Source organism: Ensifer sp. 22460 (genome assembly GCF_052044935.1).
Classification (GTDB): domain Bacteria; phylum Pseudomonadota; class Alphaproteobacteria; order Rhizobiales; family Rhizobiaceae; genus Ensifer.
Genome location: NZ_JBQENZ010000027.1, coordinates 50525 through 74814, shown reverse-complemented (window position 1 = coordinate 74814; position 24290 = coordinate 50525). Strand labels below are relative to the sequence as shown.

Sequence of the window (24290 nt, the reverse complement as noted above, 5' to 3'; positions counted from 1 at the left end):
CGCAGCAGAAAGCCCGGCATGCCGGGCTTTTTTCTTGTCTTGAACTTGGCTGCTATCGGGATGGCGGCGCCACCTCCGGATCACTTCGGCGGCGTACCGTTGTCGGCGAGAACGTCGCCCACCAGATAGAGCGAGCCGCCGATCAGGATGCGCGGCGGCGCCGGATCCTCATCGACCAGATTGGCAACGATCGTCAGCGCTTCGGCGACGGAAGAGACAGCCGAAGCCTCAAACCCGATAGCAGCCGCGTCGCTTGCAAGTGCCACCGGATCAAGACCTGCATCGGAACCACGGATCGGAACGGTGAAGACCTGTTCGGCAAGATCCATAAACGCCCGGAAATAGCCGACCGGATCCTTGGTGTTGATCATGCCGATGATCAGGAACAAGGGGCGCGATTCGCGTTCTTCGAAGGTCGCCATCGCTTCGGCGATCACCTGGCCGGCACCCGGATTATGGCCGCCGTCGACCCAGATTTCCGCATCGGCCGGACCGTAACGCGTAAGTTTGCCGCTGGTCAGGCGCTGCAGGCGCCCGGGCCACTCGACGCCGGCAAGCCCCTTCTCGATCGCCGCCTCCGAAACGTCGAAGCCCGCAGCCCGCACCGCGCGAACGGCCGCGGCGGCATTGGCGTATTGGTGGCGTCCCGGCAGCTTCGGCAGCGGCAGATCGGCGAGACCGCTTTCGTCCTGATAGACAAGGCGGCCGAATTCCTCATGCGCCATGAAGTCCTGGCCGTAGACGAACATCGGGCAGCCGAGCCGCTCGGCCGTCGAGATCAGCACATCGCGCGCAGCCTCTTCTTCCTGCTGACCGATCACGACGGAGCAGCCGCACTTCATGATACCGGCTTTTTCCGCAGCGATCAGTTCCACCCGGTCGCCGAGATAGGCCTGGTGATCGAGCGAGATCGGCATGATGACGGATACGGCCGGTCGGGCAATGACATTGGTGGCGTCGAAGCGGCCGCCGAGGCCAACCTCGATGATCGCGACATCCGCCGGATGCTCGGCAAAGAGAAGGAAGGTGACGGCGGTCAGGATTTCGAAGACGGTGATCTTCTCGCCGCCATTGGCTTCGGCGACGCGACGCACCGCATCGGCCAGAACGGGGTCGCTGACGAGCCGTCCCTTGCCGCCCTTGACGCCGAGGCGGTAACGCTCGTGCCAATTGACGAGATGCGGCGACGTGTGGACGTGAACGCTGAGACCGGCCGCTTCCAGGATCGCCCGCGAAAACGCGGTTGCCGAACCCTTGCCATTGGTGCCGGCGACATGGATCACCGGTGGCAGGCGGTCCTGCGGATTGCCGAGCGCGGCGAGCAGCCGGGTGATCCTGTCCAGCGACAGGTCGAACCCCTTGGGGTGGAGGGCAAGGAGTTTTTCGATCTCATAGCCCGCTTCGCTGGCTTCCACCGCTGTCATCTCTCACCCCGACCCGACAAGCTTGACTGCCAAACATCTCCGGTCTGGCGGAGATGTTTCATTCTTGTTCTGCACAACTGCGGGAAAACCGGTTCACGCTTTTCCCGCAATAGCCTTTAAGCGCTTGCCGCGACCGGCAAGGCAGCCGGCTGCGTGCCGCCGTTGAGCTTCGAGGCTTCTGCCGGCTTCTTCATCAGGATCTTCAGGACCCGGGCAAGCGTCGACGGCAGATCATGGCGTTTGACGACCATGTCGACCATGCCGTGCTCCAGCAGGTATTCAGACGTCTGGAAACCTTCCGGCAGCTTCTCGCGCAGCGTCTGCTCGATCACGCGCTTGCCGGCAAAGCCGATTTCGGCGCCAGGCTCGGCCATATGGATATCGCCAAGCATCGCATAGGATGCGGTGACGCCACCGGTCGTCGGGTTGGTGAGCACGACGATATAGGGAAGACCGGCTTCCTTCAGCAGGTTGACGGCAACCGTGGTGCGCGGCAGCTGCATCAGCGACAGGATGCCTTCCTGCATGCGGGCGCCGCCCGATGCCGGGAAAATGACCAGCGGGCACTTCTCGGCGATCGCTCTTTCGAAGGCCTTGATAATCGCCTCGCCGGCAGCCATGCCGAGCGAACCGCCAATGAAGTTGAACTCGTGCACGACGGCGACGAGCTTGACGCCCTGAACGCGGCCGAGACCGGCGACGATCGTGTCTTCGAGCTCGGTCTTCACGCGGCTGTCGCGCAGACGGTCGGAGTACTTCTTGGAATCGCGGAACTTCAGCGGGTCCTGAGCAACCTTCGGCTGCGGAAACGCTTCATAGATGCCGCCGTCAAACAGGTCCTTCAGCCGAGCCTTGGCCGGCATCTTCATGTGGAAGCCGGACTGCGGGATGACCCACTTGTTTTCTTCGAGATCGCGGTGGAACACCATCTCGCCGGTTTCCGGGCACTTGATCCAGAGATTTTCCGGAACTTCCCGGCGGCCCAGCATCGAGTTGATCTTCGGCCGAACGTAGTTTGTGATCCAGTTCACTTAGTAACTCCTGAAGATTTCCTTCGGGTTGTGCGCGCTAATATAGGCAATTATTCGGCTGCTGCGAGGCGTGCGGACCGCACGCCTGCCGAGAGCCCTCTGACCAGCGCTTCAACACCCGGAACCGTCGCGTCCGTCGCCTTGCCCTCTTCGGTCAGGCTCGACGCGATCTGGTTGACGATCGCCGTACCGACGACCACGCCATCGGCGGATGCTCCGATGGCCCTTGCATGCTCCGCCGTCTTGACGCCGAAACCGACGCAAACCGGCAGGTTGGTGTGCGCCTTGATACGGCCGACAGCGCCGGCAATCAACGACGGATCGGGCAGAGCCGAACCGGTGATGCCGTTCATCGATACGTAATAGACGAAACCGGAGGTGTTTTCGAGAACCTTCGGCAGGCGACGGTCGTCCGTGGTCGGCGTCGCCAGGCGAATGAAGTTGATGCCCTTCGCAAGCGCCGGGATGCAGAGCTCATCGTCCATCTCCGGCGGCAGGTCGACGACGATCAGGCCGTCGATACCGGCAGCAAGCGCATCCGTCAGGAAGCGGTCGACGCCGTAGATGTAGATCGGATTGTAGTAGCCCATCAGCACGATCGGCGTGCGCTGGTCGTCCTCGCGGAAGCGGCGCGCGATCTCGAGCGTCTTGGCAAGCGTCTGGCCGCCCTTCAGCGCGCGTTGACCGGCAAGCTGGATGGCCGGGCCATCGGCCATCGGGTCAGAGAAGGGCATGCCGAGTTCGATGACGTCGGCGCCGGCCTTCGGCAACGCCTTCATGATCGAGAGCGACGTCTCGAAATCCGGATCACCGGCCATGAAATAGGTGACGAGGACCGGCCGTCCCTCGGCCGCCACATCGGCAAATCTCTTGTCCATGCGTGCGGTCATGATCTTACAGCCCCATTCCCAGTAACTTGCCGACGGTGAAGATGTCCTTGTCGCCGCGACCGGAGAGGTTCATCAGGATGATCTCGTCCTTGCCCATTTTCGGCGCACGCTTGATGACCTCGGCAAGCGCATGCGACGGCTCGAGCGCCGGGATAATGCCTTCGAGGCGGGTCAGCGTCTGGAACGCCTCGAGCGCTTCGTGGTCCATGATCGGCACGTATTCGACGCGGCCGACATCGTTCAGCCAGGCATGTTCCGGGCCGATGCCGGGATAGTCGAGGCCGGCAGAAATCGAGTGGCCTTCCTTGATCTGGCCGTCGCCGTCCTGCAGCAGATAGGTGCGGTTGCCATGCAGCACGCCGGGCGAACCGGCGGTGATCGACGCGCAATGCTCGTCGCCCTCGATGCCCTTGCCGCCGGCTTCGACGCCGACGATCTTGACGCTTTCATCATCGAGGAACGGATGGAAGATGCCGATCGCGTTGGAGCCACCGCCAACGGCAGCAATGACGAGATTCGGCAGCCGACCTTCGGCGGCGAGCATCTGTTCCTTGGCTTCCTGGCCGATGACCGCCTGGAAATCGCGGACCATTTCCGGATAGGGATGCGGGCCGGCGGCCGTACCGATCAGATAGTAAGTGTTGTCGACATTGGTGACCCAGTCACGCAGGGCCTCGTTCATCGCGTCCTTGAGCGTGCCGCTGCCGGCGGTTACCGGCTTGACCTCGGCACCGAGCAGCTTCATGCGGAAAACGTTCGGCGCCTGGCGCTCGACGTCGGTCGCGCCCATGTAGACGACGCAAGGCAGGCCGAAGCGGGCCGCGACTGTCGCCGAAGCAACGCCATGCTGGCCGGCACCGGTTTCGGCGATGATGCGCGTCTTGCCCATGCGCTTAGCCAGCAGGATCTGGCCGATGCAGTTGTTGATCTTGTGCGAGCCGGTGTGGTTCAGCTCTTCGCGCTTGAAATAGATCTTGGCGCCGCCGAGCTCAGCCGTCAGCCGCTCGGCGAAATAAAGCGGGCTCGGCCGGCCGATATAGTGAGCGCCGAGATGCGCCAGTTCCGCCTTGAATGCCGGATCGTCCTTTGCCTTGTTCCACTCGGCCTGCAGGTCGAGGATCAAGGGCATCAATGTCTCGGCCACGAAGCGGCCGCCAAAAATGCCGAAACGGCCGTCCTCGTCGGGACCGCCCCGGAAAGAATTCAACTTTGGCGCCTGGTTCACGTCCTGCTCCCTGACCGTGGCATGCCCGCCTCCGCCTGGCGAACGGCATTGAAAAACGATTCCATGAGCTTCAGATCCTTGACGCCCGGCGCGCTCTCGACGCCGGAGGAGATATCGATGGCGCGGGCGCGGGTCTGCGCCATGGCCTCGCCGATGTTACTGGCGTTAAGACCACCGGAAAGCATGTAATCGACGCTTCCGTCAAGCGCGTCGAGCAGGTTCCAGTCAAAGGAAACGCCGTTGCCGCCGGGCAAATCGGAACCTTGAGGCGGCTTGGCATCAAAGAGGAAGCGATCGGCAATGCCGATATAGGGGTCGATCCTTTCGAGGTCCGATGCATCGCGCACCGAAAGGGCCTTCATGATAGGGAGCCCGTACATCGCCTTGACCGTCAGCAGCCGCTCCGGATCTTCGCTGCCGTGAAGCTGCAGGATATCCGGGTTGAGCGCCGAAACGATCTCGTCGAGTTCGTCGTTGTCGGCATTGACCGTGACCGCGACGATCTTTACCTGACCGCGAATGCGGTCTGCCAGACGGCCGGCATCGTCAGGCTCGATGTTCCTGGGGCTCTTTGGAAAAAAGATGAAGCCGGTATGGGATGCACCGAGCGCGACAGCACGCTCAACCGCTTCCGCGGTCTTCAGCCCGCATATCTTCACTTCGGTTTTCATGAGAAGCGACCTTGCATGAAATGTCGCGCGAGTCGAGCCAAAAACCGACGCGCAAGGCCCAGCCAGCGCCCCCTGCAACGATGGCCCGACGGCCGTTGCGCCCCTTGCGCGACAGGCGAGCTTTCACCATAGGCATTTTACCACAATGGAGAGACTGATGCGCCTGTTGCTCGCGCTAATCCTGCCCTGGCTGCAGTTTTTCACGATCGGCCGTCCCTTTGCCGGCCTCGTCTGCCTGATCCTGCAGCTCACCCTAATCGGTTGGGTTCCGGCAGCGATCTGGTCGGTCTATGCGCTCAGCCAATACAAGACCGACGAGAAGATCCGCGACGCTCTGCGTTACCGCGCGTAACGCGCCATCGCTCTCCGCCTGGTTCAGTCGAAGTCGATCGCGTGAAGCATCGTGCCGTTGCGGCGGAGCCAGCGCTTGGCATCCTCCGTATCCGGGCACAGCCTCCCGCACAGCGTCCAAAAATCGGGGCCGTGGTTCATCTCCTGCAAATGTGCGACCTCGTGCGCTGCAAGATAGGCGATGACCTTCGGCGGCGCCATGACGATGCGCCAGGAGAAGCTCAGCGCCCCATCGGCCGAACAGGATCCCCAGCGGCTGCGGGTGTCCTTCAGCGACAGCGACTTCGCCCGTCGGCCGATGCGGCCGGTATAGATTGCCACCAGCCGATCAAGATCCTGACGGGCTTCCTTCTTGAGGAAATCGACGATACGCCGGTTCAGGTGCTCCTCGCCGCCGTTGACGCGCAGCACCGGTTCGTCATCGATCAAGACCGCTTCCGTCAGACCGCGGATATTGCCGGTACGCTCGATCCGGTGGGAGATGCCTCGGATCAAGATGGAGCCGCCCTCCTCGATCTGGCTTTCGCCGGAGAAACGCGCGAGCTTCGTCATCAGCCAGCCCTGATGGCGGTTGAGAAAGGCGTTGACCTCACGCTCCGGCAAGCCTTGGGGTATCGTCATCTTCAGCGCCCGGCCGCCGGGCTCGATGCGCAGTGTCATGCGGGTCGCGCGCGCGTTCTGCTTGATCGTCAGCGGCAGGGACTTGCCGGCAACGTCGATCTGCCGCGTCATGGCGGGTGGAGCAGGTTGAATGCGCCGCTTAAATGAAGGGAACATGCAGGCTTTCTAACCGATTCGCTGGGGCTTCGCCTACAGCGTCGAAAGGCGCGCAATGGATAATCCGGCGTTTCATGTGAAACGCCGGAAGCGTTGTCTTTGGATTAGTGGGCTTCGACCACCGGGCCGGAGCCGCCGTTCTTGCGGTCGCGCATGAAGCGGTCGAACTCTTCCTGGTCCTTGGCGCGGCGAAGCTCGCGCACATAGGTGTCGAACTCTTCGCGCATCGCGTCGAGCTTGCGGCGTTCCTCGTCGAGGCGGGCAAGCTCGGCTTCACGCCAGTCGTCGAAGGCGACGTTGCCGGTGCGATGCGTCCAGTTGGAACGGCGTCCATTGCGCTTGAATGCAGAGCACATGCCATCCACCGTGTCGTTGGCGTCTTTCTTGAAAGTCTTCAGCTTTTCGCCGAACAGGATGTAGGCGAGCATGGCCAGACCCAGTGGCCAGAAGACCACGAAGCCGAGCACCATCAGGGCGATGGTCGCGGGCGTCCAATCCGGACGGATCATTGCAGATTGGTTCATCTTCAGGATTCCTCGCAATCATCCGGGCCACCCATGCGGCCCGATGAAAACGATGTGGGAAGGCGCCCTTGGCTGTGCAAGACGCCCTCCCCCGGATTCGAACAAACCCTTGACTCTACGCGGTCAAAACGGCCCCGATCGCGAGGTTAGGCCAACTTGCCGCCCTTGATGAGCTGCTTCACCGGCTTCACGTGCCGCGAGTGCTCGCGGTGGAAAGCGACGATGCGCGGCGCGATTTCGCGGCGGAAGCGCGATCCGTTGAAGACGCCGTAGTGGCCGACATCCGGCTGCATGTAGTGCATGCGCATGTGATCAGGGATGTTGGTGCAGATCGTCTGCGCCGCCTTCGTCTGGCCAACGCCGGAAATGTCGTCGTTCTCGCCTTCGACGGTCAGCAGCGCGACCTTCTTGATCGCCGTCGTATCGACGCGCTTGCCGCGATGCATCATCTCGCCCTTCGGCAGCGCGTGCTGCATGAAGACCACCTGCACGGTCTGCAGGTAGAATTCGGCCGTCAGGTCCATGACGGCCAGATACTCGTCATAGAAGTCCCGGTGCTTCTCGGCGGCGTCACCATCGTTCTTCACCAGATGCGCGAAGAACTCTTTGTGGGCGATCAGGTGCCGGTCGAGGTTCATCGACATGAAGCCAGAGAGCTGCAGGAAGCCCGGATAGACCATGCGCATGAAGCCCGGCTGCGGCCACGGCACCGGCATGATGACGTTGTCGCGGAACCATTCGATCGGCCGCTGTTCGGCAAGCTGATTGACGCCCGTCGGATTGATGCGGGTGTCGATCGGTCCGCCCATCAGCGTCATCGTCGCCGGCGACAGCGGATCGTCCGCCGCTTCCATCAGGGCGACGGCGGCGAGCACAGGCACTGCCGGCTGACAGACGCCGATCACATGGGTGTTCGGGCCCAGGAAGTGCAGCATCTGGATGACGTAGTCGATGTAATCGTCGAGATCGAAAGTGCCTTCGCTGAGCGGCACCATGCGGGCGTCGATCCAGTCCGTGATGTAGATGTCGGAATGCGGCAGCAGGGCTTCCACGGTGCCGCGCAGCAGCGTCGCGTAGTGGCCGGACATCGGCGCCACGACCAGAACCTTCGGATCGGCGGCACGCCCCTTGGGCAAGGCGCGCTCGAAATGGATGAGGTTGCAGAAGGGTGAGCGCCAGACGATGCGCTCGTAGACGGAGACGGACATGCCGTCGACCTCTGTCGCGGGAAGTCCGAACTCCGGTTTGCCATAGCGGCGGGTGGAGCGCTCGAACACTTCGAGCCCGGCGGCAGCGGCACGGCCGAAATAGGTGTGCGAGATGGGGTTCATCGGATTGCTGAAGGCAAGCCGCATGGCATCGGCGGCCGTACGCCACGGCGCCATCATTGCATGGTTCAATTCATAGAGCTGGTAGAACATGGGAAGCGTACCCCTTGGTTCAATCGACGACAACGCCGCTCCCGGTCGGACGCAAGCTTGCGATTGTTTGTCTTGGTGTCCGCAATCTCTGCCAGACTACCACTTTTCTTGTGCAGTGCAACAAATATACCCGTCTCGCCTCGATACAAGGCCTCAGGCCAGAATGAATCTGGATTCCTGACGATTTGCAAACGAGCTTGTCCGAAACTGGCGGTTTTCCGCAATTTTCGTGCGTTGAGTGCCGATGTCGGGCATTTTCGGAGAGAAAATGGCGACTCCGAAGAGCGACCGTCAGGCGCGACCTCTGCGGCAATGCAGCAAAGCCGCCATCGCTCATGCTGCTGCCACCTTGACGATTGCCTTGACCAGACCCGACTTTTCTTCCGCCCATCGCGGCAGATCGGCAACCGCGCCCTCCAGCGTCGTGCGGTGGGTGATCAACGCCTCGACCGGCACGAGGCCGGAAGCAATCGATGCAACGACGTGATCAAAGTCCTGGCGGGTCGCATTGCGGCTGCCGACCAAGGTCATCTCCCGCTTGTGAAACTCCGGATCGGAGAAGCATATCTCGTCCTTGACGACGCTGACAAAGACCAGCGTGCCGCCATGGGCGACATAGGCGAAGGCGGCCTGCATCGAGCCACTATACCCGGTGGCATCGAAGACCACGTCGAACCCATCCCCTCCCGTCGCTTCGGCTATGCGTGACCCCATATGGGTTCCCGCGACGATGCCATTGGCAAAGCCGAGCTTCTCGGCAGCAAAATCCAGCCGTTCGTCGCTGGTATCGACGAGCGTCACCTGATGGCCGGCAATGCGCGAGAAGATCGCGGTGCCGAGGCCAATCGGCCCTGCGCCGATGACCAGCGCCCGTGAACCCGCATCCGTGGATGCTCGGCGCACCGCATGGGCACCGATTGCCAGGAATTCGACCGTTGCCGCAGCTTCGGCAGACAGACCGTGCGCCGGATAAAGATTACCCTCGGGCACGATGATCTCTTCGCAGAAGGCGCCATCCGTATGCACGCCGAGAACCTTGATGGCGGTGCAGCAGTTCGGCTTGCCCTTGCGACAGGCAACGCAGTTGCCGCAGGAGAGATAGGGGTTGACCACCACAAGCGTACCGGGCGCGACCTCAGTGCCGCGGCCACCGGAAATGACCGTTGCCGAGATCTCGTGACCCATGACCCTCGGGTATTCGAGGAACGGATGTTTGCCGGCGAAGATATGGTAGTCGGTACCGCAGATGCCGACATGGCTGACGGATAGACGCACCCAACCGTCAGGCACGTCTTCAGCCGGTGGACGGTCGACGACCTCCAGGCGGCCGGGTTCGAGGCAGAGCACGGCTTTCATGGCAGTTCCCGCGGAATGTTCGGTGGCAGCGCCTAGCGGGCGCTGCGGCGCCGGAGTTGGTCGAAATAGACGATGACGATGATCAGCGCGCCGGTGATGATGCGCTGCCAGAACGAGTTGACGTTGAGAAGATTGGCACCGTTGTTGATCGTCGCAAGGATGAAAGCGCCGAGCAGCGGCCCATGGACCGAGCCGACGGCCCCGAACAGACTGGTGCCGCCGATGACCGACGAGGCGATCGCCTGCAGTTCCCATCCCTCGGCTTGCGTCGCGTTACCGATGCCGATGCGCGAGGCGAGCAGCAGGCCGACGAAGGCGGCGCAGGTCGATGACAGGATATAGGCGAGATAGATGGTGCGGTGCACGTTGACGCCGGAGAGGCGCGCCGCCTCGTTGTTGGAGCCGACCGCGAAGAGATAACGGCCGAAGCGGCTCAAGTGCAGGAAGACATAGGCCGGGATCGCCACCACGATCACCATCCAGAACAGGCTCGGCACACCGAGGAAATCCGCGCGAGAGAAGTTGGTGAAGGCTTCATTGGTGATCGAGATCGTCGAACCGTTGGTGATCAGCAGGCCGATCCCGCGCAGCGATGTCAGGGTCGCAAGCGTGATGATGAAGGGCGGCAGACCCATGCGCACGATGCCGAAAGCATGGAAGGCGCCGATCAGCACCCCGAAGGCGAGCGTGAGGATGATGGCGGCCCAGAGCGGCATGCCAGCCGCAAGCAGCCAGGCGACGATGACGCTGGTGAAGCCGACCACCGCCCCCACCGAAAGATCGATGCCGGCGGTGATGATGACGAAGGTTTGGCCGACCGCGAGGATGGCCGTCATCGCCCCCTGGCGCAACAGGTTGCTGATGTTGTTTGGCGTCCAAAAACTGTTGGTGGCGAGGCCCAGCAGCAGCCAGAGGAACAGAAGCAGCCCCAGGAGGGTGAGGCCGAACAGAATGCTCACGCCCTTGCGTGGCGCCGCGCTGGCGCCGCTTTCCACCGTTTCCGCACTCATCGTCTTCCTCCCTGCGTCTCTCAGATTTCTTTTTATGTGTTCAAACACCGATCGCCTGCGTCAGCACTTCCTCGTGGCTCGCGGCGCGATAGTCGTGGCTAGCAACCAGCCGCCCGCGCCGGAACACGTGCAACTTGTCCGCAAGCTCGTAGACTTCAGGCAGATAGGATGAGATCAGGATGATGCCTGCCCCGTTCTCCAGAAGCCGCGCGAACAGGCGGTAGATCTCGGCCTTGGTGCCCACATCGACGCCGACGGTCGGCTCGTCGAAGATGAAGAGCTTGGCGCCATGGCTCAGCCACTTGCCGATAACGATCTTCTGCTGGTTGCCGCCGGACATGGCCGACGCCAGGACTCGTCGCGACGGCGTCTTGATCTTCAGGTCGCGGATCTGCCGGTCGGCATTCTCCCGCTCCTGCTGGCCGTTGATCGTCAGGCCACGCGTCAGCCGGTTGAACACCGGAAGATTGATGTTGAGGCCGATCGGCAGATTGAGGCACAGGCCCTGATCGCGGCGGCTTTCCGGCGCGAGCGCGATGCCGAGATTCATGGCGACACGCTCGCTGGCGATCTCGACCTTGCGCCCCTTCCAATAGACCTCGCCGGCGCTTGGACGATGCCGACCATAGAGGCCGAGCGCAAACTCGCTGCGCCCCGCTCCGATCAGCCCATAAAGGCCGACGATCTCGCCGGCGCGAACGGTCAGCGATACATCCTGAAAACCGGGGCCACTCAAGTTCCGCGTTTCGACGATGACCTCGCCGGGCGGAAAATGCTCCTTGTGATAGATCTGCTCTATGGTGCGGTTGATCATCAACGCGATCAGCTCCGCCTCGTTCGTCTCGCCAATCTTGCGGGTGCCGACATGGGTGCCGTCGCGCAGCACCGAGACGCGGTCGGCAATCTCGAAGACCTCCTCCATTCGGTGGCTGATATAGACGATGGTCACGCCTTCGGCCTGAAGCCTCTGGATCAGCCGGAAGAGCTGCGCCGATTCCTGTCGGGTGAGATAGGCGGTCGGCTCATCGAAGATCAGGAACTGCGTGCCACGCATGGCGGCGCGCGCCGTGGCGACGAGCTGCTGCTGGCCAATGGTGAGACTGCCGAGCACCGCGCCGGCCGGCAGATTGAAGCCGAGATCGTCGAGCACGCGCTGTGCCGCATCGGTCATGGCGCGCTTGCGCATCAGGCCGTTGCGATTGATCTCGTCGCCGAGGAACATGTTGGCCGCCACGGTCAGGTGGGCGCAGAGCACGACCTCCTGGTGCACGGCGTTGATGCCGCGTTCGATCGCCTCCTGTGGCGTGCCGAGCTGGACGGGTTTGCCGCACCAGACGATTTCGCCTGACGTGCGCTTGATGACGCCGGTCAAGAGTTTGATCAGCGTCGACTTGCCGGCACCGTTTTCGCCGACGATCGCGTGAATTTCACCGGAAAGAAAGGTCAGCGACGCCGGCTTCAAGGCCTCCACGGCGCCGTATTTCTTCTGCAGGGCGCGCAGCTCCAGGATCGGCTCGCCTTTCGGAACCGGGTGGCGCGTCGCCACATGCAGCCCTTCGGTCCTGACGTCGCGTGCCTCTTGCAACTCGGTCATCTGCGCATTCCTCCCATGACAGCGATCGGCTGCGGCCGGTCCTCGCTCCGGCCGCAAGCGCGGTGCGGCAGGCCGGAGGCCCGCCGCGCCATCGTCACTTGATCTTCGGGTTCAAGAGAGCGTCGATCTTCGGGTCCGCCATGTTGGCCTTGGTCACCAGGTTGGCACCGGTATCGACATTCGCCTCGACCTTCTCCTTCTTGGAGACGGCGAGCGCCGTCTTTATGCCATCATAGCCCATGCGATAGGGATCCTGAACGACGAGGCCGGCAAGAACGCCTTCCTTGAGGAAGCCGACGGTCTTGTCGTCGCTGTCGAAGCCGATCACCTTGATCTTGTCACCGAGCTTGTTTTCGGCGATCGCCTGGCCGACACCCTGCGCCATGATCAGGTTGGAGGCGAAGACGCCAACCAGATTGGGGTTGGCGGTGATCAGGTCGGTCATCATGTTGAGGCCGGTGGTCGCCTGACCGTCGGCGTATTTATCAGCAACGACCTTGAAGCCCGGATACTTGGTCTTGACCTGATCGAGGAAACCTTCGCGGCGCTGGTCGAGCGAACCGACGCCCGGAAGGTTGGTGATGATGGCAATTTCGCCCTCTTCCTTACCGGTCATTTCTTTCACAGCTGCGGCGAGCCCGTCGGCAGCGATGCGCCCGCCCTGGACGTTGTCGGTCGTCAGAAACGACGAGAATGCCTTCGAGTCTGCGGCGGAATCGATGCCGATGATCGGTACCGCCTTGGCCGCCTCATCGATCGGCTTGCCAAGCGCCTTGAACTCCGTCGGCGAAATGACGACAGCAGCCGGAGCGCCAGCCACCGCATTCTCAAGAATGCTGATCTGGCCGTTGATGTCGGACTCGGCCTGAGCGCCCAGTTCCGGCACGTTGACACCCAGGTCCTTGCCTGCAGCGCGCGCGCCCGCCAGCACGATCTGCCAGTAGAAGGACGTGGTGTCCTTGACGATGATCGGGATCGTCACGTCCTGCGCGAAGGATGCCACCGGCGTCATGCCGGCGATCATCGCAGCGCTCGCCAAAGCGGTGAAGGCACGACGGGTAAGGCTGCTTTTTAGAATGCTCATCCCAGGTTTCTCCTCTCAGTGCACCGTGTTCCACTTCTTGGAGATCGATCGCAGGTGCTAGCTATCGACCTTTTATCGATAAAAAACATATTGGAATGCTAATACGACAATTCCGGCTTGGCAAGCTGCCGGAACAGCATTTCAGATCGAAACGCGGCTCCCGCCCGCTATACGCGAACCGCCTCGTCGCCGAGCTCCGGCGCGACCAGCGTGAACGGTTCGAAAGCCGCGAAATCGGCCGCTGAAAACCGGTGTTCGGTGAGCGCCATGTTGCGCCTCAGACTCTCCGGCTTGGCGGTGCCGAGCAGCACGGAGGCGACCATGGGATGGCTCAGCGGAAACTGCATGGCTGGCGCGGCAAGCGGCACGTTCATGCCGCGCGCAACCGCCTCCATGGCAGCGACCTTTTGCCGGATATCTTCCGTTGCCGGCATGTAATCGAAATGCGCACCCTCGACCGGACCCGTTGCCAGGATTCCCGAGTTGAAGACCCCGCCGACGACAAGCGAGGTCTGCTTTTTTTCACAGAGCGGCAGCAGTTCGGCGACGGCCGAGCGATCGAGCAACGTGTAACGGCCGGCCAGCAGGATGCAGTCGATATCGGCCCACCGCATGACCTCCAGACAGACCGGCACTTCGTTGACGCCAAGACCATAGGCGGCGATCGCTCCTGAGGATTTCAGCTCCTCCAACGCCTTCAGGCCACCCTCCAGCAACTGCCTGATATAGACGGCATTGCGGGCGGCACCGTGGGTGTAGCCGCCGATGTCGTGGACATAGAGGATGTCGATGCGGCCGAGTCCGAGCCGGGCGTAGCTGAACTCGACGGAGCGCATGATGCCGTCATAGCTGTAGTCGTATCTGACATCGAAATTGAGCGGCTTCACATAGGAATAGTCTGGCACCTTGTCTTCCGGCACCGGATGGAGGAGCCGGCCGACCTTGGTGGAGAGCACGAATTCGTCGCGCGGCTTGTCGCGCAGGAAGTCGCCGACGCGGCGCTCGGCAAGCCCGAGGCCGTAATAGGGTGCCACATCGAAATAGCGCATACCCGACTGCCAGGCCGCGTTCAGTGTCGCGATGGCCGCGTCACGGGTGCACTCCCGGTAGAGCCCGCCGAGGCCGGCGGCACCGAAGCTAAATTCGGTCACCGCTAGTCCGGTTCGACCGATCCGTCTCGTCTGCATTCCCTGTTCTCCTCCTCCAAGGATGCCAGTCGTCACATGTCTAGAGCGTCGCCCCCAGATGCCAGGGCACGAACTCGTTGTCGCCGTAGCCGAAAAGCTCGCTCTTGGTCTTGCGGCCAGAGGCGGTCTCGACGATCAGGTCGAAGATCTCCCGGCCAAGCCCGGCAATGCTCGCCTCCCCCGAAGCGACCACCCCGCAATCGAAGTCCATGTCCTCTTCCATCGCCCGAAACAGCGCCGTGTTGCTGGTAAGCTTGATCGACGGCGCCGGCCTACAGCCGAAACAGCTGCCGCGGCCGGTGGTAAAGGCAATGACGTTGGCACCGCCGGCAACCTGGCCGGTGGCAGATACCGGATCGTAGCCGGGCGTATCCATGAAGACGAGCCCGTGCTCGGTGACCCGTTCGGCATACCGATAGACTGCGTTCAGCGGCGACCGGCCACCCTTGGCGACAGCACCGAGTGATTTTTCAAGAATGGTGGTTAGTCCACCGCGTTTGTTGCCCGGCGAAGGATTGTTGTCGAGCGATGCGCCATGCATCGCCACATAGTTCTCCCACCAGGCAATCAGGCCGTCGAGTTTCACCGCTACGGCCTCATTCACCGCCCGGCTGCGTAGCAGGTGCTCGGCACCATAGATCTCAGAGGTCTCCGAGAGGATCGCCGTGCCGCCGGCTGCAGCAAGGATATCGACGGCGGCGCCAAGCGCCGGATTGGCGGTGATGCCCGAAAGCCCGTCCGACCCGCCACATTGCAAGCCGACGATGATCTCGCTGACCGGAATGGCAATACGGCGCTCTTTTCCGATTTCGGCTGCGATTTCTTCGAGAATGCCGAGTGCCTTTTCCACGGAGCGGCGCGAGCCGCCGGCTTCCTGAATGTTGAAATGACGTTTCTCCGCGCCAGCGCCGCTCTGGCCATAGAGCGTCAATTGATTGACCTCGCAGCCGAGGCCCACCATCAGCACGCCCCCGAAATTGGCATGGCGGGCGTAACCGGCAAGCGTGCGGTGCAGATTGGCCATTCCGTCGCCGGTCGACGACATGCCGCAGCCCTGATCGTGCACGATCGGCACGAAGCCGTCGATGCCTTCGTATTTCGGCAGGATGCGGCGGTTCGCCTCCTCGGCAATGGCACGGCAGACCGTGGTGGAACAGTTAACGCTGGCGACGACACCGATATAGTTTCGCGTCGCAGCCCGGCCATCTGCGCGGCGATAGCCCTTGAAGGTGCGTGCCTTGTCGGCATCGCTTGCCGCCTCCGGCGTCCCTTGTGGACCGATCGCCAGACGATCCCGGTCGAAGGCAAGATTGTGGGAATGCACATGGTCGCCCGGCGCGATGTCGGCGGTCGCCCGTCCGATCGCCTGGGCGTATTTGACGACCGGTTCGCCGGCGCGAATGGGACGGATCGCAATCTTGTGGCCGGCATCGACCTTTACTGCGGCGCGAGCGCCGTTCGGCAAGGCATCACCAGCGGCAATCGCCAATGTCGCCACGACGACGTTGTCCTCCGGTGCGAGCAGGATGGTGGACGGCGCAGACACCGATTTCTCCATGATTGTTATCGTCTGTTCTGTCTTTTATCTACAATAGACAGATCGTCGTCAATGGGTATTATAGCGAAAACATCGGCGACGACGCCGTGCCAACGACCGGACCGGGTGAATGGGAGGAACAGATGTTGACGACAGACGGAGACAAAACCGGATCGCCGCGATAGAGGAGCGTCCCTGACAAGCGCAGACAATTTCGAACCGGCCGGATCTTGCCATGGCAAAACAGAACACCGTCTTCAAGGATGCCTATAACCGCTGCCTGAAGCTTCTGGCGGAAACATCCTCGCTGCCCTCCGAGCCGGAACTTGGGCAGGTGCTCGGCGTCAGCCGGACGACGGTGCGCGCGATCCTCAGCCGCTTCGAGGAGGCGCAGCTCATCGCCTGGGACAAGCGCAAGAAGAACGTGCTGCGGCAGCCCCGCCCCGACGACTACTTCCCAACGGAAGAGACCGATTCGCTCGCCGAAATCATCGAGCGCAGTTTCATGCGCCGGATTCTCGCCGGCGGCGCCGAGCCCGGCATGCAGATCAACGAGCTTGAACTGGCGCGCGAGATCGGCACCGGAACGACCAGTGTGCGCGAGTTCCTGATCCGCTTCAGCCGCTTCGGCCTGATCGAAAAACGGCCAAACAGCCACTGGATCCTGAAAGGCTTCACGCGTGAATTCGCGCTGGAGCTGACGGAAGTGCGCGAGATGTTCGAGCTGCGCTCGGCCGCACGTTTCGTCTCGCTTCCGGATGATCACCCGGCCTGGGAGGAGCTCAGGGAAATCGAGACCCTGCACCGGGAAATGCTTGCCGATATCGACAACCGCTACCGGGAGTTTTCCGAGTTAGACGAGCAGTTCCACCTGCTAGTGCACAAGGCATCCAGCAACCGCTTCATCGTCGATTTCTACGATATCATCGCGATCGTCTTCCACTATCACTACCAGTGGAACAAGACGAATGCCCGCCAGCGCAACGCCCGCGCGCTTGAAGAACACCTCGCCTATATCGAAGCGTTGCGCTCGCATGATCCCGCAAAGGCCGAACAGGCCTGCCGGCGGCATCTCCAGTCCGCGCGCGAAACTCTCCTTCAATCCATTCCATAGCCAGCTACCGGAGCCACAGATGCCGACGCCGATCGTGCAATTCGGAACCAGCCGCTTTCTTCAAGCGCATGCCGATCTCTTCGTCAGCGACGCGCTGAAGGCGGGAAAGGCACCAGGCCCGATCACGATCGTGCAGACAACCGGATCCAGCGAGCGTTCCGGACGTCTTGCGGCGCTCGCGCGCCCCGAAGGCTTTCCCGTCATCATCCGCGGCATCCAAGACGGGGAGCGGATCGACGCGACGCAGCGGGTGACGAGCGTGACGCGGGCGCTTTCAACCGCTGAAAACTGGAGCGAGGTCCGGGAGATTGTTGCCCAGGAAGCGGAAATCCTGATCTCCAATACCGGCGATACGGGTTACCGGATCACCGACGACGACCTGGTCACGGACATTCCCCGTTCCTTTCCCGGCAAGCTGCTCCTGCTCCTGAAGGCCCGCTTTGAAGCGGGTGGGCGCGCCCTGACGATCCTTCCTTGCGAGCTCGTGTCACGCAACGGCGATGTGCTGAAGGCGCTGATGCTGGGGCTCGCGGCGGAGCGGGCCAAAGACACCGCTTTCACGAACTGGCTGAACACAGGTGTCGTCTGGGCAAACACATTGGTCGACCGCATCGTCTCCGAGCCTCTGGAGCCCGCCGGTGCGATTGCCGAACCCTATGCGCTCTGGGCGATCGAAAACCAGCCCGGCTTGCACCTTCCGTGCATTCATCCGTCCGTGAAGCTCGTTGATGACCTGACGCCTTACGAGAAGCTGAAGCTTCACATCCTCAATCTCGGCCACACCGTGCTGGCCGATCTCTGGCTGAGGGAGGGCCGTAACCCGCATGAGACCGTCCGGGAGACGCTCGCCGACGCCCGCGTAGCAGCATATCTCGACCGCATCTATCGATCCGAAGTCATTCCCGCTTTCGCCGCGAAGGACCTGCAAAGCGAAGCGACGGACTATGTCGCCGCGACGCTGGAGCGCTTCAGAAACCCGTTCCTCAATCATCGCCTAAGCGATATCGCCAACCATCACCGCGAAAAGATCGCGCGCCGGATCGGCGACCTCCGGCTCTGGAGCCCGGGCGTAGCAATGCCCGGGCTCACGGCAATCTCGGATCAGTAGCCGGATTCCTGCTTCTTTGGTGCCACCGCCACCTCGCCGAGAAACTCCTGGCGCAGCGCCGTCGTCGCGCGCACGAGCGACGTGACATCCGTGCCGATCGCCATGAAATCGGCGCCCATCTCGCGGTAGTCGCGCGCCTGATCGAGATCGAGCGTCATGATGCCCCTCGCCTTGCCGGCCTTCTTGATACGCTCGAACGCGTCGGCGATTGCCGCGCGCACCTCCGGATGGCCCGGCTTGCCGAGATAACCCATGTCGGCCGCCAGGTCGGAAGGGCCGATGAAGAGGCCGTCAACGCAATCAAGCGCGGCAATCTCATCGATCGCAGCAAGACCCGCGCGGCTCTCGATCTGCAGGATCAGGCAGATTTCATCACCGGCGGTCTGGAGATAGTCGCCGATGCGGCCGAATTGCGAGGCCCGACCGAGGGCGGCGCCGACGCCGCGAACGCCATGCGGCGGATAACGGGTGGCGCGCACCAGCTGCTGTGCCTGCGCCAGGCTCTCGACCATCGGGATCAGCAGGGTCTGCACACCGGTGTCGAGAATCTGCTTGATCAGCACCGTGTCGCCGACCGGCAGGCGAACCATCGGGTGGCTCGCCGATGCCGAGACCGCGCGAAACTGCGCCGACAGCAAGGGAATGTCATTCGGCGCATGCTCGCCGTCGATCAGCAGCCAGTCATAGCCGCTGCCGGAAACCACTTCCGCCGCGTATGGGCTGGCGAGCGCCACCCACAGCCCGAGCTGGAAGCGGTTTTCGCGCAGAGCCGCTTTAAAGGGGTTCTTCGGTGCCGGCATGCTGACTCTCCTTAAACTTAGCGTGGGATCGAGCTTCGCCCCTCATCCGCCTGCCGGCACCTTCGTCCTGGAAAAAGGAGGACGGACGATGCCGCACCGACTCAAGTCCCCTCGCCCCGCTTGCGGGGAGAGGCTAGGGTGAGGGGCAATCTCACGCCATCGATGGATTCGACTGCGAAGACTAACGCCTTGCTGGCAAAAGAAAACCGGCCAAAACGTTGGCCGGTTTGTTGCAAGTCGGATTTTCGCCTGTTTCAGGCCACGCCGCCGAGGCAGACGTATTTGATCTCGGTGAACTCTTCGATGCCGTAGCGCGAGCCCTCGCGGCCGAGACCGGAGAGTTTCACGCCCCCGAACGGCGCTTCCGCTGTCGAGATCAGGCCGGTGTTGACGCCGACCATGCCGTATTCCAGCGCTTCGGCCACCCGGAAAACCCGCGCCAGGTCCTTGGCATAGAAGTAGGAGGCAAGGCCGAACTCAGTGTCGTTTGCCTGTTCGACCACATCCGCCTCATCGGCGAAGCGGAAGAGCGGCGCCACCGGGCCAAAGGTCTCTTCGCGCGCCACCGCCATCGCCTGGGTGACATCGGCCAGAACCGTCGCCTCATAGAAGGTGCCGCCGAGCGTGTGACGCTTACCGCCCTGGATCACGCGCGCGCCCTTGGAGGTGGCGTCGGCAATATGCTCCTCGACCTTCTCCAGCGCCGCCTTGTCGATCAGCGGCCCGAGGATCACGCCCTCGTCGAGGCCGTTGCCGATCTTCAGCTTGGCGACCGCCTTGGCGAGCTTGTCGGAAAAGGCGTCGTAGACCTTGTCCTGCACATAGATGCGGTTAGCACAGACGCAGGTCTGGCCGTTGTTGCGGAACTTGGCGATCAGCGCGCCCTCAACCGCCGCATCGAGATCGGCATCGTCGAAGACGATGAAGGGAGCATTGCCGCCAAGCTCGAGGCCGAGCTTTTTGATGGTGGCGGCGCTCTGGCGATAGAGCTCGGCACCGACTTCGGTCGAGCCGGTGAAGGTCAGCTTGCGCACGACGGGGTTGGAGGTCATCTCGGCACCGATCTCGCGGGCCGAGCCGGTGATGACGCTGAACAGGCCCTTCGGCAAGCCGGCGCGTTCGGCGAGAATGGCGATCGCGATTGCCGAGAACGGCGTCTGTGCCGCCGGCTTCAACACCATCGCGCAACCTGCAGCGAAAGCCGGGCCGGCCTTGCGGGTGATCATCGCATTGGGGAAGTTCCAGGGCGTGATTGCCGCGACGACGCCGATCGGCTGCTTCATCACCAGGATGCGCTTGTCGGGCTGATGACCGGGGATCAGGTCGCCATAGAGGCGGCGCGCCTCTTCGGCGAACCACTCGACGAAACTTGCGCCATAGACGATTTCGCCCGTTGCTTCGGCAAGCGGCTTGCCCTGCTCCAGCGTCAGGATGCGGCCGAGATCTTCCTTATTCTCGATCATCAGCTCGAACCACTTGCGCAAAACGCCGGCGCGGTCCTTGGCCGTGCGCGCCGCCCAGCCCTTCTGGGCCACGCGCGCCGCCTCGATCGCCGCCCTGGTTTCCTTGGCGCCGAGCTTCGGCACCCGGCCGATGATCTCACCGGTCGCCGGGTTGTTCACCTCGATCGCGTTCGCCGCGTCCGCCTCGATCCACTCGCCGCCGACGAGCGCTGCCTGGCGAAACAATGATGGGTCTTTAAACGACATGATCCGTCCTCTCTCAAAGTCTACAGAACTTATACAACTTTTTTCTTGGAAACGGCAATGACCCACGCGACCGTTTCTGCACTTTCCTGGCGCGCCTCGCGTACCGACCGCGCTCGCGTTCCCGTGCGTCCAACCCGGTTTCATCCACACCCGTCCTCATGTAGCGTCCGAAACGAATCGAGCCATAGGCGCAGGTGACAGATCAGGCACCGAAGATCGGCCGAGGATATAGAGAACACATAGAAGAGGCATGTCCATGACGGCGACCAACAACAGAAAAGCCGATTATCCCATCGATGCCATGTTCCTGGAGCGCTGGTCGCCCCGCGCCTTCACCAACGAGGAGATCGAGGAACGCGAACTGCTTTCCTTCTTCGAAGCGGCCCGATGGGCGCCGTCTGCGAGCAACCGACAGCCCTGGCGCTTCGTCTATGCCCGTCGCGGAACGGAGCACTTTCCGGTGCTGCTCGACACGCTCGATGAAGGCAACCAGCGCTGGGCGAAGAACGCTGCCGCGCTTCTGATCGTTATTTCAAGAACCCACAACCAGGCACAGAACGGCGAGATGCGGCCGGCCTATACCCACGCCTTCGACACGGGCTCGGCCTGGTACAGCCTCGCTCTGCAGGCTTCCCTTGGCGGCTGGCATACCCATGGCATGGCCGGCATCGACCGCGACAAGGCGATGCGCGTTCTGAACGTTCCCGAGCATCACCGGGTCGAGGCCGCCGTGGCGATCGGACGGCTGGCTGACCCCTCGACGCTACCGGACGACCTGCGCGCACGCGAAATCCCGAGCCAGCGCAAGCCGGTCAGCGAGTTCGCCTTCGAAGGCCAGTTCAAGGGCGAATAACGAAAAATCCCGGCGCCGCAAGGCACCGGGATTCCAAGTGGTCACGATATCCGAGAAGATCAGATGTCGAGGTTGGCGACGCTCAGTGCGTTTTCCTGGATGAAGTCGCGGCGCGGCTCGACCTCGTCGCCCATCAGGCGCGAAAACAGGCCGTCGGCATCGGTGGCGTCGGTGACGCGGACCTGCAGCAGCGAGCGGACGTTCGGATCGAGCGTCGTTTCCCAGAGCTGCTCGGCATTCATTTCACCGAGGCCCTTGTAGCGCTGCATCGAGAGACCCTTGCGACCGGCCGCGAAGATCGCATCGAGAAGCGCACGCGGTCCGCTGATCTCCAGGGTACCGTCGCGACGCCGCAGAACCGGCGGGGCAGCATAGACTTCCTTGAGCTTCGCGGTGAGCTGGTCGATGTAGCGGGCATCGGACGAGCCGATCAGCGCCATATCGAGCACCGCGACTTCCTTGACGCCGCGGACAATGCGCTCGAGGCGAAGACCGCCTTCTGCCGTGACCGCACCGCTCCAGCCGCGTTCGGTTTCCTCGGCGATGACGTCGAGGCGACGGGCAACCTCCGCAGCGACCGCTTCATAGGCGTCGCGCTGGCCGTTGAGCTCAACGTTCAGGGCGCCGGCGATCGCCGCCTGCTCGACGATCGAGCGGTTGTAGCGCGAGTGCAGCCCGTTCATCAGATTGCGCAGGCGGAGTGCATCATTGATGACTTCGCGCAGATCCTGGCCGGCGCGCACTTCGCCTGATTCCAGCTCCAGCGTGGCTTCTTCCAGACCCATCGTGATCAGGTAGTCTTCCAGTGCCTGCTCGTTCTTGAGGTATTGAGCCGACTTGCCGCGCGTGACCTTGTAGAGCGGCGGCTGGGCGATATAGAGATGGCCGCGCTCGATCAATTCCGGCATCTGGCGGAAGAAGAAGGTGAGCAGCAGGGTGCGGATATGGGCGCCGTCGACGTCGGCGTCCGTCATGATGATGATCTTGTGATAGCGCAGCTTGTCGGCGTTGAACTCGTCCTTGCCGATCGAGGTGCCGAGTGCGGTGATCAGCGTACCGATTTCCTGGCTCGACAGCATCTTGTCGAAGCGCGCACGCTCGACATTGAGGATCTTGCCGCGCAGCGGCAGGATCGCCTGGTTTTCGCGCGAGCGGCCCTGCTTGGCGGAGCCACCTGCCGAGTCACCCTCCACCAGGAAGACTTCGGACTTGGCCGGGTCACGCTCGGAGCAATCGGCAAGCTTTCCGGGCAGCGACGAGATATCGAGCGCACCCTTGCGGCGCGTCAGTTCGCGGGCCTTGCGGGCGGCTTCGCGGGCAGCAGCCGCTTCGACCACCTTGCCGACGAGGATCTTGGCTTCGCTCGGATGTTCTTCGAACCAGGTGCTGAGCGCTTCGTTGACGAGGCTTTCGACAACCGGGCGCACTTCCGAAGACACCAGCTTGTCCTTCGTCTGCGATGAGAACTTCGGATCTGGAACCTTGACCGAAAGAACAGCCGTCAGGCCTTCGCGGCAGTCCTCGCCCTGGAGCGTGACCTTTTCCCTCTTGGTGATGCCCGAGGAATCCGCGTAGGAGGTGACCTGGCGCGTCAGCGCGCCGCGGAAGCCCGCCATATGGGTGCCGCCGTCGCGCTGCGGGATGTTGTTGGTAAAGCAGAGCACGTTTTCGTGGTAGCTGTCGTTCCACCACATCGCCACTTCGACGGTGATGCCGTCCTTTTCGCCGCGGATCGATACGGGCTTGTGCACCAGCGGCTTCTTCGCCCGGTCGAGATAGGCGACATAGGCCTCGAGACCGCCCTCATACATCATCTCGTCCTGGCGAATGTCCGAATGGCGCTTGTCGGTCAGAATGATATGAACGCCTGAATTGAGGAAGGCGAGTTCGCGAAGGCGGTGTTCCAGCGTGTTGTAATCGAACTCGGTCTTGGTGAAGGTTTTGCTGCTCGGCAGGAACGTCACCTCGGTTCCGGTCGCGTCGCCTGCGTCGCCGGTAACGGCCAGAGAGCCATCGGCGACGCCGTGCGTGAAGCTCATCTCGTGAATTTTGCCTGCGCGGCGAATCTTCAGCTTCAGGGAAACGGAAAGCGCGTTGACCACGGACACGCCGACGCCGTGCAGACCGCCCGAAACCTTGTAGGAGTTCTGGTCGAATTTTCCGCCGGCGTGCAACTGGGTCATGATGACCTCGGCCGCCGACACGCCTTCTTCCTTGTGGATGTCGGTCGGGATGCCGCGACCGTTATCCGTGACCGTTACCGATCCATCAGAATTAAGCGTCACCGTTACGATATCCGCATGACCGGCAAGCGCTTCGTCGATCGCGTTGTCGACGACCTCATACACCATGTGGTGCAGACCGGAGCCGTCATCCGTGTCGCCGATATACATGCCCGGCCGCTTGCGCACGGCATCCAGGCCCTTCAGCACCTTGATGGAATCGGCACCATATTCGGCGCTGGCGCCGGTTTCGGTCTCAGGATTGTCGGTCATTCAGCTACGGGTCTTTCCAGGTTGTTCGGACAGGGTGATTCGTTGCGAATCACGTCTCGGACGCCTCGTGGACTATAGAAAATTTGTCCACGGTTCCAAATCCCGGACCGCCGGGCAGCGGCCGGAAAC

21 protein-coding genes are annotated in these 24290 nt (G+C 62.4%); 4 read left to right on the top strand and 17 right to left on the bottom strand.

Annotation, left to right across the window (positions count from 1 at the left end):
- Positions 1-80 precede the first annotated feature (80 nt).
- From ACTJKM_RS27875 to ACTJKM_RS27855, 5 genes are all read right to left on the bottom strand, one after another.
- Positions 81-1424: a bifunctional folylpolyglutamate synthase/dihydrofolate synthase gene (locus ACTJKM_RS27875; protein ID WP_112995072.1), complete on the bottom strand. Its 1344-nt coding sequence runs from the start codon at positions 1422-1424 to the stop codon at positions 81-83.
- A 116-nt stretch (positions 1425-1540) separates the two neighbouring features.
- On the bottom strand, positions 1541-2455 hold the full coding sequence (gene accD, locus ACTJKM_RS27870) for an acetyl-CoA carboxylase, carboxyltransferase subunit beta (RefSeq protein ID WP_057252047.1): 915 nt from the start codon (positions 2453-2455) through the stop codon (positions 1541-1543).
- Between the two features lie 50 nt (positions 2456-2505).
- Positions 2506-3345, bottom strand: coding sequence for a tryptophan synthase subunit alpha (gene trpA, locus ACTJKM_RS27865; RefSeq protein ID WP_058327475.1), 840 nt, complete (start codon positions 3343-3345; stop codon positions 2506-2508).
- A 4-nt stretch (positions 3346-3349) separates the two neighbouring features.
- Entirely contained in the window at positions 3350-4570 is a 1221-nt protein-coding gene (trpB, locus tag ACTJKM_RS27860) for a tryptophan synthase subunit beta (protein ID WP_112995074.1), read from the bottom strand.
- Positions 4567-5241 (bottom strand): phosphoribosylanthranilate isomerase, encoded by a 675-nt coding sequence (locus tag ACTJKM_RS27855; RefSeq protein WP_112995075.1) that lies wholly within the window; start codon positions 5239-5241, stop codon positions 4567-4569. Before ACTJKM_RS27855 ends, trpB begins: the two co-directional genes overlap by 4 nt.
- A 157-nt stretch (positions 5242-5398) precedes the next feature.
- On the opposite strand from ACTJKM_RS27855, the gene ACTJKM_RS27850 reads away from it, so the two are divergent.
- Entirely contained in the window at positions 5399-5593 is a 195-nt protein-coding gene (locus tag ACTJKM_RS27850; RefSeq protein WP_058321604.1) for a YqaE/Pmp3 family membrane protein, read from the top strand.
- A gap of 23 nt (positions 5594-5616) precedes the next feature.
- On the opposite strand, the gene ACTJKM_RS27845 is transcribed toward ACTJKM_RS27850, so the two are convergent.
- The 9 genes from ACTJKM_RS27845 to ACTJKM_RS27805 all read right to left on the bottom strand — a co-directional run bounded on the left by ACTJKM_RS27845 (position 5617) and on the right by ACTJKM_RS27805 (position 16103).
- A complete protein-coding gene (locus ACTJKM_RS27845; protein ID WP_112995076.1) occupies positions 5617-6369 on the bottom strand; it encodes a M48 family metallopeptidase in 753 nt (250 codons plus the stop codon).
- A 104-nt stretch (positions 6370-6473) separates the two neighbouring features.
- Complete coding sequence (locus ACTJKM_RS27840) at positions 6474-6893, bottom strand: DUF2852 domain-containing protein (RefSeq protein ID WP_057252042.1); 420 nt, start codon at positions 6891-6893, stop codon at positions 6474-6476.
- Positions 6894-7039: 146 nt separating this feature from the next.
- Complete coding sequence (gene phaZ / locus ACTJKM_RS27835) at positions 7040-8314, bottom strand: polyhydroxyalkanoate depolymerase (protein WP_057252041.1); 1275 nt, start codon at positions 8312-8314, stop codon at positions 7040-7042.
- Between the two features lie 333 nt (positions 8315-8647).
- Positions 8648-9670, bottom strand: a complete 1023-nt coding sequence (locus tag ACTJKM_RS27830) for a zinc-binding alcohol dehydrogenase family protein (protein WP_112995077.1) — start codon at positions 9668-9670, stop codon at positions 8648-8650.
- A gap of 32 nt (positions 9671-9702) precedes the next feature.
- Positions 9703-10680: an ABC transporter permease gene (locus ACTJKM_RS27825; RefSeq protein ID WP_058321607.1), complete on the bottom strand. Its 978-nt coding sequence runs from the start codon at positions 10678-10680 to the stop codon at positions 9703-9705.
- Positions 10681-10720: 40 nt separating this feature from the next.
- Positions 10721-12274: a sugar ABC transporter ATP-binding protein gene (locus tag ACTJKM_RS27820; RefSeq protein ID WP_058327479.1), complete on the bottom strand. Its 1554-nt coding sequence runs from the start codon at positions 12272-12274 to the stop codon at positions 10721-10723.
- Between the two features lie 94 nt (positions 12275-12368).
- Positions 12369-13358, bottom strand: coding sequence for an ABC transporter substrate-binding protein (locus ACTJKM_RS27815; RefSeq protein WP_058327480.1), 990 nt, complete (start codon positions 13356-13358; stop codon positions 12369-12371).
- A gap of 167 nt (positions 13359-13525) precedes the next feature.
- Positions 13526-14545, bottom strand: coding sequence for an aldo/keto reductase (locus ACTJKM_RS27810; RefSeq protein ID WP_112995078.1), 1020 nt, complete (start codon positions 14543-14545; stop codon positions 13526-13528).
- Between the two features lie 40 nt (positions 14546-14585).
- The gene (locus ACTJKM_RS27805) at positions 14586-16103 is read right to left on the bottom strand and encodes a UxaA family hydrolase (RefSeq protein ID WP_255571511.1); all 1518 of its coding nucleotides are present in this window, start codon (positions 16101-16103) and stop codon (positions 14586-14588) included.
- Positions 16104-16317: 214 nt separating this feature from the next.
- On the opposite strand from ACTJKM_RS27805, the gene ACTJKM_RS27800 reads away from it, so the two are divergent.
- Both ACTJKM_RS27800 and ACTJKM_RS27795 read left to right on the top strand, forming a co-directional pair.
- On the top strand, positions 16318-17196 hold the full coding sequence (locus tag ACTJKM_RS27800; protein WP_057252035.1) for a GntR family transcriptional regulator: 879 nt from the start codon (positions 16318-16320) through the stop codon (positions 17194-17196).
- A gap of 19 nt (positions 17197-17215) precedes the next feature.
- Positions 17216-18304 (top strand): mannitol dehydrogenase family protein, encoded by a 1089-nt coding sequence (locus ACTJKM_RS27795; RefSeq protein ID WP_112995080.1) that lies wholly within the window; start codon positions 17216-17218, stop codon positions 18302-18304.
- On the opposite strand, the gene ACTJKM_RS27790 is transcribed toward ACTJKM_RS27795, so the two are convergent.
- Positions 18298-19104 (bottom strand): aldolase/citrate lyase family protein, encoded by an 807-nt coding sequence (locus ACTJKM_RS27790; RefSeq protein ID WP_112995081.1) that lies wholly within the window; start codon positions 19102-19104, stop codon positions 18298-18300. The two genes, ACTJKM_RS27795 and ACTJKM_RS27790, sit on opposite strands and share 7 nt — an antisense overlap.
- Positions 19105-19358: 254 nt before the next feature.
- Positions 19359-20813, bottom strand: coding sequence for an NADP-dependent succinate-semialdehyde dehydrogenase (gabD, locus tag ACTJKM_RS27785; protein WP_110879972.1), 1455 nt, complete (start codon positions 20811-20813; stop codon positions 19359-19361).
- 256 nt (positions 20814-21069) lie between these two features.
- Between gabD and ACTJKM_RS27780 the strand changes: the two genes are divergently transcribed.
- On the top strand, positions 21070-21666 hold the full coding sequence (locus tag ACTJKM_RS27780) for a nitroreductase family protein (RefSeq protein ID WP_112995104.1): 597 nt from the start codon (positions 21070-21072) through the stop codon (positions 21664-21666).
- A gap of 59 nt (positions 21667-21725) precedes the next feature.
- Here ACTJKM_RS27780 and gyrB read toward each other — a convergent pair whose 3' ends face one another.
- A complete protein-coding gene (gene gyrB / locus ACTJKM_RS27775) occupies positions 21726-24161 on the bottom strand; it encodes a DNA topoisomerase (ATP-hydrolyzing) subunit B (RefSeq protein ID WP_440661409.1) in 2436 nt (811 codons plus the stop codon).
- Between the last annotated feature and the right edge of the window lie 129 nt (positions 24162-24290).

Excerpts from the sequence above, each read along its gene's own strand:
- ACTJKM_RS27875 (WP_112995072.1), bottom strand. The coding sequence starts at position 1,424 with ATGACAGCGGTGGAAGCCAGCGAAGCGGGCTATGAGATCGAAAAACTC.
- trpA (WP_058327475.1), bottom strand. The coding sequence starts at position 3,345 with ATGACCGCACGCATGGACAAGAGATTTGCCGATGTGGCGGCCGAGGGA.
- ACTJKM_RS27855 (WP_112995075.1), bottom strand. The coding sequence starts at position 5,241 with ATGAAAACCGAAGTGAAGATATGCGGGCTGAAGACCGCGGAAGCGGTT.
- ACTJKM_RS27850 (WP_058321604.1), top strand. The coding sequence starts at position 5,399 with ATGCGCCTGTTGCTCGCGCTAATCCTGCCCTGGCTGCAGTTTTTCACG.
- ACTJKM_RS27845 (WP_112995076.1), bottom strand. The coding sequence starts at position 6,369 with ATGTTCCCTTCATTTAAGCGGCGCATTCAACCTGCTCCACCCGCCATG.
- ACTJKM_RS27840 (WP_057252042.1), bottom strand. The coding sequence starts at position 6,893 with ATGAACCAATCTGCAATGATCCGTCCGGATTGGACGCCCGCGACCATC.
- phaZ (WP_057252041.1), bottom strand. The coding sequence starts at position 8,314 with ATGTTCTACCAGCTCTATGAATTGAACCATGCAATGATGGCGCCGTGG.
- ACTJKM_RS27830 (WP_112995077.1), bottom strand. The coding sequence starts at position 9,670 with ATGAAAGCCGTGCTCTGCCTCGAACCCGGCCGCCTGGAGGTCGTCGAC.
- ACTJKM_RS27825 (WP_058321607.1), bottom strand. The coding sequence starts at position 10,680 with ATGAGTGCGGAAACGGTGGAAAGCGGCGCCAGCGCGGCGCCACGCAAG.
- ACTJKM_RS27820 (WP_058327479.1), bottom strand. The coding sequence starts at position 12,274 with ATGACCGAGTTGCAAGAGGCACGCGACGTCAGGACCGAAGGGCTGCAT.
- ACTJKM_RS27815 (WP_058327480.1), bottom strand. The coding sequence starts at position 13,358 with ATGAGCATTCTAAAAAGCAGCCTTACCCGTCGTGCCTTCACCGCTTTG.
- ACTJKM_RS27810 (WP_112995078.1), bottom strand. The coding sequence starts at position 14,545 with ATGCAGACGAGACGGATCGGTCGAACCGGACTAGCGGTGACCGAATTT.
- ACTJKM_RS27805 (WP_255571511.1), bottom strand. The coding sequence starts at position 16,103 with ATGGAGAAATCGGTGTCTGCGCCGTCCACCATCCTGCTCGCACCGGAG.
- ACTJKM_RS27800 (WP_057252035.1), top strand. The coding sequence starts at position 16,318 with ATGGCAAAACAGAACACCGTCTTCAAGGATGCCTATAACCGCTGCCTG.
- ACTJKM_RS27795 (WP_112995080.1), top strand. The coding sequence starts at position 17,216 with ATGCCGACGCCGATCGTGCAATTCGGAACCAGCCGCTTTCTTCAAGCG.
- ACTJKM_RS27790 (WP_112995081.1), bottom strand. The coding sequence starts at position 19,104 with ATGCCGGCACCGAAGAACCCCTTTAAAGCGGCTCTGCGCGAAAACCGC.
- gabD (WP_110879972.1), bottom strand. The coding sequence starts at position 20,813 with ATGTCGTTTAAAGACCCATCATTGTTTCGCCAGGCAGCGCTCGTCGGC.
- ACTJKM_RS27780 (WP_112995104.1), top strand. The coding sequence starts at position 21,070 with ATGACGGCGACCAACAACAGAAAAGCCGATTATCCCATCGATGCCATG.
- gyrB (WP_440661409.1), bottom strand. The coding sequence starts at position 24,161 with ATGACCGACAATCCTGAGACCGAAACCGGCGCCAGCGCCGAATATGGT.